The organism is Paenibacillus sp. MSJ-34, assembly GCF_018918005.1.
Classification (GTDB): domain Bacteria; phylum Bacillota; class Bacilli; order Paenibacillales; family Paenibacillaceae; genus MSJ-34.
The window spans coordinates 1-7,344 of sequence record NZ_JAHLPR010000094.1 but is presented as its reverse complement, the minus strand read 5'-3'; the positions used below and the strand labels follow the sequence as shown (position 1 = coordinate 7,344).

Genomic DNA, 7,344 nt, shown 5'->3' with positions numbered 1-7,344 from the left:
TCGGGTTCTTTAGCATACGCATTTTTGAAAATTGCTTTCAAAAACACGTTTACATCGATAATTTTAACTCAAGCACCCCAAATTGAGCCTCAATCGCCCGGTTTATTCCGAGATCCTATGTAAAATCCCATTTTCACAGTAAAATAAGACCCCTGTAAATGAGACTATTTACAAGAGTCTTATTAATCGACATTATATCACATTGACTGTGAAAGTGGGAATGATTTCTTTTCAATCCGCATGAATGCGCAAGTTATTGAATCGTCAAGACGTCGCTATCCGGTAGGACAACTATTTTGGAAGGTCCGCTATCTACGATCGTTCCTCCCGTAATTTGGACTTCCCTGTCCTTGCTTTCGAACATGATCGTCAAGATTCGCCCCGGCCGCACCCGAACGTATAACGGAACATGAGGCGTCCGGGACAAGCCTAATATATCGAACCGGTCGCCCAAGCTCTCAAAGATACCGTCAGCCGTGTAACGTCCGTTTATCGCGATTCCCTCTTCCATCTTCAAGCCGCTTATACGATTCCAGTATTCGGCGGCCTTGATTAAATAATAGTTGCCGCTCGCAGAATAGGTTTTCGCCGGATATCCGTTAGCCAGCGGAATCGAAGTCGCCAGCAAGTCGGGCTCCTCCGACTCCGATCGTTCGTACGGCATATGAGGCGTGGCCGGGATCATATCGGGCGCGAAGGAACAGGTCATGCCGCCGTTCTCCTCTACTTTGCGCATATTCGCCACAAAAGCGTTACAAGCTTCTACCATCCACTTCATCTCCGCGGTCGCCAAAAATAGCAGAAGTTTCGCTTCGGCGGTCCAAATCGCCCAGCCGTGTCCCGCATTAATGGAAGGCCCCCAGTCGCGAGTTTCGTATTGGGTCTCCCAATAACGCAAGGTGGAACCCGTCATACGGCAATCGAATCCTTTCATTTCGAGGGCGTCATGAAATTCCAGCAAGTCGGCGCCTTGCCGCAGAAACGTTTCGTTCGCTTCCAACTCATGATACGCGTATAGCAACGACAGCGCCGTACAGGCCATGGAAGCTTCTTCCGTGCACGGATCGCCTTCCGTTGGAAATTCCAGGCCGCGTCCCGACAAATGATATGCCATTCGCAAGGCAGCCTGCAGAAACAGATCGCTGTCCGGGTGACCTTCCCGTTGCAGCAGCTTGCCTAATTTCGTCAAATGTACTAACGGTACGTCAACCGTTGTGTAATCGACTTTCTCGCCGTACCGTTCGTTTTGGCAAACCGCCATTCCCGTTGCGGGATCGATATGGTCGGCGATATAATGCTTGCCAAGCCCGATCAAGTCGTTAAGTATGTTTCGATCTCCCGACAATTCGTAATAATCGATCAGTTGGCCGATCAGCCATGTCTCGTATTGCGGGTAATTATATTCTTGAAACAGGTGATATGCGCTATAATTTATGCCGAACATGCTGACCGGCTTCTTGCTTATTGTGCCGTAGTTCGGACGATCCGGCCGGTTTTCATTCAGCGCCCACCCACGGATATAGCGATCGACGGAATCGCGGAACAACGCATGAAATTCCGATTTGGAACCGAACCACAGCAAATTTTTCAAGATAGCCCATCCCGCAAAACCGCCGAATTCGCCGGTTCGGCAAGAAACTTGCTCTTCCGCATCGCCGAAAGCCTCCCCGCCGAATGTCCGCCCCTGCTTCGGACTTAACGTATCCTTCCATATCACTCGCGCGAACGCTCCGCTTTCCAACTGAAAATATTTGCTATAGAAACGGTTGATAAGATCGAATTGCTTATCCCAGGCATCGTGGCATAACATTCGGCTCACATGGACGCGGCCATTTGGGGAGATTGCGCTCAAACGATATTCGCCGATTTTGTTTAATGCCAATGAATGCGCATCTCCTGCAAATTCCGCTTCCTCGCTTTTGCCTTCCGGATCGAATATTCGCAATCGATCGGCGTGCCCGACTACTCGAATTGGGACGACAGACTGCCGTATACCCCCGGATACGGCGAATTGCGCCATGCCGATGCCAAGCAACTTGCAAATGTTTAGATATGCCTGTTCCAACGTTTCGGCGAACGCGATCTTGATCCGCATCGTATGTACCCGATTCAATTTCCGTTCGTCCGTAATAAGCAAATCGTCGGCCAGCGACAATAGCTGCATACCGGTCATTTTATGGCCGCTGTTGTTGTACTTGGCCCTCCACGCGGCAAACGGGCCGTCCACGGCCAAACATAAAAATCCTCCCGAAGGCCGTTGGAAAATAAAATAAGCGTACTGTTGCCGTTCATCGGTATATATCGTGTTCAACGCGACTTGGTTCGTCCAATGATCCCCTGTCGGCATGTCGATAAAGTGAAAATCCAGCTCCATCCCCGCTCTGGGTCCGCATTCGTCCGGCAGCATAGCCGTCATCTCGATATGATCGTCGGCAAAACGATAGGAGACTGACGTTCTCCCCGACTTCGACGCAAAACGGTACAGTTCGGAAACCGATCGCTCGTCTTCGGCCGTGTTTTCCCGGGACGCTTCTTCCTCGGGTCTCCCCGGAAACGGGATGCGATGCTTGCATGCTTCCCATATCGTCGGGCGAACCGGCCAAATGTGCGCTTCTTTGCATTGGACGAATGTTTCATTCAACTGTGACCCGTTAACAAAAGGCGCGCCGAATCTGGATGATGAATGGGATGAAATCCAGTTCGCCGTCGGGTTCGGCCGATCCGATAATTCGGCCATGGTTCCATCGGCTCGAAGCAGCACGGTATAATCTTTTTTTACAATTCGCACGCCGCTCACCTATCCCTTCACCGATCCGGCAGTAATTCCGTCGATAATATATCGTTGCATGAAAATATAAAATAGCAAGAGCGGCAAAATCGCCAGAAACATCATTGGAAAGAAATTCGTCCAATCGATCGAGAATTGCCCGATATTGCGGAACAATTCCAGCAGCAGTACGGAATTGCTTCGCGATTGCAGAAACAATAACGGAGTCATAAAATCGTTCCACGTATTCAGGGCGGTTAAAATCGCAACCGTCGCCACAATCGGCTTCAGCAACGGAAAAACAATCGAGAAAAAAGTTTTCAAGACGCCGCAACCGTCGATCCATGCCGCTTCTTCCAATTCATGCGGCACGGTCGAACTGATGAACGATGTAAACAAAAAAATGGAAAGCGGAAGATTGTAACAGATCATGATTAAAATAACGCCAATCAACGTATTCATTAGCCCCATCCCGGTTACGAGGCGGTATAGAGCCAAGATTCCCATTTGATACGGCACCATCATCCCGACCAGAAAAAAAACGAATACAAGGTTATACGCTTTATGCTTTCTTCTCGAAAAGCTGTACGCCGCCATCGATCCTGTCACGATAATCCCGGACACCGCCGCGACGGTGATGATCAGATTGTTTTTTAAAGCGCCCCAATAATTCATTTTCTCGAACACTCTTGCATAGTGGGACAATGTCCATTCCTTCGGTAGAGATAATGGGTAGGCGACCGCTTCCGCCGGCGCTTTAAATGTAGTCACGAACAAGTAATATATAGGAATGATGAATACCGCCGCGACCGCCAGCATGACGATTTCCCATACGATAAGATTCAACTTCCGTCTTGTGGAGCTTTTGATCAAAGTCGAGTCCGTCATTGATGATCCCACCTGCTAATCAATTTCATCTGAATAAAAGTTATGATGCCGACGATACATACGAAAACCATGCCGAATGCCGCCCCATAACTATAAAATCCTTCCGTAATTCCCTTCTTGATCATTAACGATATAATCGTCTCCGTAGCATAACCGGGACCGCCGGATGTAAGGGAATAAATGATATCGAACACTTTCATTCCGTTAATCATGCCTGTCACCGTAATGAATGTGATGGAAGGCAGCAGCAGCGGCAAAGTAATAAACCGAAAAGATTGAAAGCCGTTTGCGCCGTCGATCGTTGCGGCTTCGTAATAATCTTGCGGGATGCTCTGCATATTGGCCAATATGATGACCATATTGTAGCCGACCCATTGCCATATTTGGGTGAAAATAACGGAATAGAGAGCGAGCTTGGGATCGCCCAAGAAATTAACCCTCTTCAACCCTACCCATTCCAAAGCCTTATTGATCAGACCGAAATCGGACGTAGAGTACATGTAATTCCACAAAAAACCGATGACGAGAACGCTGAAAACCGCAGGCAAAAAAAATACGGATCTGAGGACGTTTCTTGTAATCAATTTCTTATTCAGTACAACAGCCAACGGAACAGCAAGCACGCTTACGATCAGCGTAGTCATCACGGCGTAGATCAACGTATTTTTAATCCCTGTCAAATATAACGAATCTTGAAATATTACTTTATAGTTGTCCCAGCCGACAAATTTCACGTGCACCGGATTCACGTCCGACCAGTTCGTAAAGCTGTACCAAAACGTGTTGATTGTAGGAGTTGCGAAAAAAATACAATAAATAACAAGCGCCGGTACAACGAAAAGAATATAACTAAACTCCCTGCGCCAGCTCCGGGATATGATTTTCATGATAAATCAGCCTTTGCTCCGTTTTTTGAAAAAAAAGGGGCTGCCGCCCCTTATTTCGATTTTGCAAGCAGTTCCGCTTGTTTCTTGTCTGTCGCCTCTAGAGCGGCTTTCGGCTCTTTGCCGGAAATGAGCACTTCTTGCAATTGCTTGCCAAGTTCGGCAAACGTAACATCGCGTCCGATTCCCCAACTGTCGGGCGGAAACATGATATGCCCGGCCTTAAACGCCTCTTGAGCGCTATCGTATTCTTTCGGCATTTCGAATTGCACGCCCTTCACATAGGAGGAAACGCCTTTGTTGTCTTCCCAATACGCTTGCTGTCCTTCCGGAGAAGAAAGCAAATCCAAAATTTCGTACACGGCTTCTTTGTTCTTCGATTTCGCATTGACTCCGAACGACACGCCCGGGCCGCCGACCATCCATCCGATCGGATCGCTTGTTCCCAAGTTCGGGAACATATCGATGTTCATGTCAGGAGCTTTCTGCTTAAATGTTTCCATATACCAAGGCCCGGATTGGAACATCGCAGCTTTGCCGCTTGTAAACTCGTCGATCGCTTGCTCTTCTTCCAATCCCAGCATATCTTCGGTGAAAATTCCTTTATCCATATTGCTCTTCCATTTCTCCAACACCGGAACGAGCACATCCGCCATCTTGGCTTCGCCGTTTTTAAACTTTTCGTTGAAATCTTTCCCTTCCGGCGTTCCCATATAATCGTTAACGGCGAGTGCAATGAACGATTGAGCGGCAACAAGCGGGTTTTTCAGCCCGATCGCCTGCGGCTTGATGCCGTTTTTCAGGAAGACTTCGCTAACCTGATAATACTTGTCCAAATTCGTAGGCACTTCCAGACTGTATTGCTTGAACAAGTCGACATTGTAGAACATGCCGTTAAACCAGCTTCCTTGCGGCAAACCGTATAATTTCCCTTCGATTGTATACGTTGCCGTGCCTGTTTCTTGATATTTATCCGCATATCTCTCCGTCAAATCCTCGAAATATCCCAGCTTGACCGTGTTGTCGTTGATCAGGCCGCCAATGATATCCGGTCCTTCCCCCGCTGCAAGCTGCGTCTTAATGACTTCGTCATATTGCTTGATATCGACGAACTGATACTCCAGGTCGATATGCGGCAATTTTTCCTTCGCAAGCTGTAACAGCGTTTTGACGCTATCCTCATTATTCCAATATGACAAACGAACTTTCACTTTCTCGCCGTTGCTTTTGGCGCTTTGCACCTCTTCCGTTCCGGCCGTTTTCCCTCCGGCGCTCTCATCTTGTTTCGATCCGCATCCTGCCAGAGCAAACGTTAAAATGAACATTAGCGATATTAGCAATAGAAATCCTTTTCTCATGTCGTACCCCCTTTTTATTGAGGCGAACCGTTCGCCGGTAGCTGAGTCAGCTATAGTTCAACTATACAATGACCGCAGAAACGGCGATATATAACGTTTTTTAGAAAAATATCAGTTTTCGATGTTTTCTTCTCGACGATATTTCGGGATGTTGATGCGAATGGTTGTTCCTTCGTTCCCGCTCCGCTCTCTCGAGATTCCGTATCGCGGGCCGAAGAAAAGTTCAATCCTTTCTTGCACGTTTTTCAACCCGTACCCTTTGTTTGTTCCGCGTACGCTTTCCTCAAACTTCTCCGGGTTGAAACCGGGCCCGTTATCCTCTACGGTAAAGACGATTTCTTCTTCGTAAACCTTTCCGCGGACGATCAGATTGCCTCTGCCGTTTCGCTTTTGATCGATTCCGTGTTCGATGGCGTTCTCGACAATCGGCTGCAATATCAAATTGATCATGTCATAGTGAAATAATTCGTCGGACAAATCGTAGATGACATCGAAACTGCCGCTATGCATCTTGAACTGTATGTCGATATATGCTTTGATATTCACGATTTCATCCCTGATCGAGATCGTATTCTGTCCTTTATTGAGCGCCGTGCGGTAAAAATTCGAGAGTTGGGTGACGATGCTGCTAATGTATTGAGAATCCAGCAACAAGGCATGAGAATTAATATGAGAGAATGCGTTATACAGAAAATGAGGGTTGATTTGAGACTGCAGTGCATGCAGTTCAGCCTCTCTCCGGCGAATTTGGGCTTGATACACGTCGAAAATAAGCTGGTTTATTTTATGCAGCATTTGATCGAAACGGAGGGAAAGCTGGCCGATTTCATCCTTTGATTCGATCGGAATGGAAACATTCATATTGCCTTCCCCGACGAGTTTCATCTTTTTATTAAGTTTATAGATCCCTTTCAGCAATGTTTGTTGGAACAAGAAGAGAATGAACGTTAATATCAGCACGCAAACCAACACGACGACAGCTGTAGCGTTTATCATCTTCGCTGCTTCCAAACGGATGTTCGAACCCGGAACATAATAATGCAACGTCCATGTAGTAAAAGGAATATTTTCGCTTAAAGCGTAATAAGGCTCTCCGTTGACGAAAATTTTGGAATTATCGATCGTTCCGTTGATATACGATAACATGTCGTCGCGTTTCTCGGATGCGAACAAGGGACGGTCGCGATCGGAAATCATCACGAAATGATCGGCGTTCAATTTATTCAATACTTCCAATATTGTTTTCTCGTAATTCAATTCCATATAAAAAATCCCGATCATTTGCCCGGTAAATGTATTATTGATTTTCCTCGTCACGAATAATTTATCCTAAATTTCGAAAGTACCGTTCATTGAAAACATAAAAAAGTGCCCAAATCTTTGGTAGAATGGTGTTTGTCGAGAACACTACACCCAAAGAGAGGAGCACCTTTTAGGTGAAGTCTAC

5 protein-coding genes are annotated in these 7,344 nt (G+C 46.9%); all 5 read right to left on the bottom strand.

Annotated features, from left to right (window positions below):
* Positions 1 to 253 precede the first annotated feature (253 nt).
* The 5 genes from KQI79_RS26765 to KQI79_RS27895 all read right to left on the bottom strand — a co-directional run bounded on the left by KQI79_RS26765 (position 254) and on the right by KQI79_RS27895 (position 7,214).
* A complete protein-coding gene (locus KQI79_RS26765; protein WP_216541392.1) occupies positions 254 to 2,788 on the bottom strand; it encodes a hypothetical protein in 2,535 nt (844 codons plus the stop codon).
* 9 nt (positions 2,789 to 2,797) lie between these two features.
* On the bottom strand, positions 2,798 to 3,655 hold the full coding sequence (locus KQI79_RS26760) for a carbohydrate ABC transporter permease (RefSeq protein WP_216541391.1): 858 nt from the start codon (positions 3,653 to 3,655) through the stop codon (positions 2,798 to 2,800).
* On the bottom strand, positions 3,652 to 4,542 hold the full coding sequence (locus KQI79_RS26755; RefSeq protein WP_216541390.1) for a carbohydrate ABC transporter permease: 891 nt from the start codon (positions 4,540 to 4,542) through the stop codon (positions 3,652 to 3,654). The genes KQI79_RS26760 and KQI79_RS26755 overlap by 4 nt, the downstream gene beginning before the upstream one ends.
* A 50-nt stretch (positions 4,543 to 4,592) precedes the next feature.
* A complete protein-coding gene (locus KQI79_RS26750; RefSeq protein WP_216541389.1) occupies positions 4,593 to 5,897 on the bottom strand; it encodes an ABC transporter substrate-binding protein in 1,305 nt (434 codons plus the stop codon).
* Between the two features lie 111 nt (positions 5,898 to 6,008).
* Complete coding sequence (locus KQI79_RS27895) at positions 6,009 to 7,214, bottom strand: sensor histidine kinase (protein WP_216541388.1); 1,206 nt, start codon at positions 7,212 to 7,214, stop codon at positions 6,009 to 6,011.
* Positions 7,215 to 7,344: the final 130 nt, after the last annotated feature.

What these genes read in the sequence shown, in the direction of transcription:
- KQI79_RS26760 (WP_216541391.1), bottom strand. Translation starts at nt 3,655, where the DNA reads ATGACGGACTCGACTTTGATCAAAAGCTCCACAAGACGGAAGTTGAAT.
- KQI79_RS26750 (WP_216541389.1), bottom strand. Translation starts at nt 5,897, where the DNA reads ATGAGAAAAGGATTTCTATTGCTAATATCGCTAATGTTCATTTTAACG.
- KQI79_RS26755 (WP_216541390.1), bottom strand. Translation starts at nt 4,542, where the DNA reads ATGAAAATCATATCCCGGAGCTGGCGCAGGGAGTTTAGTTATATTCTT.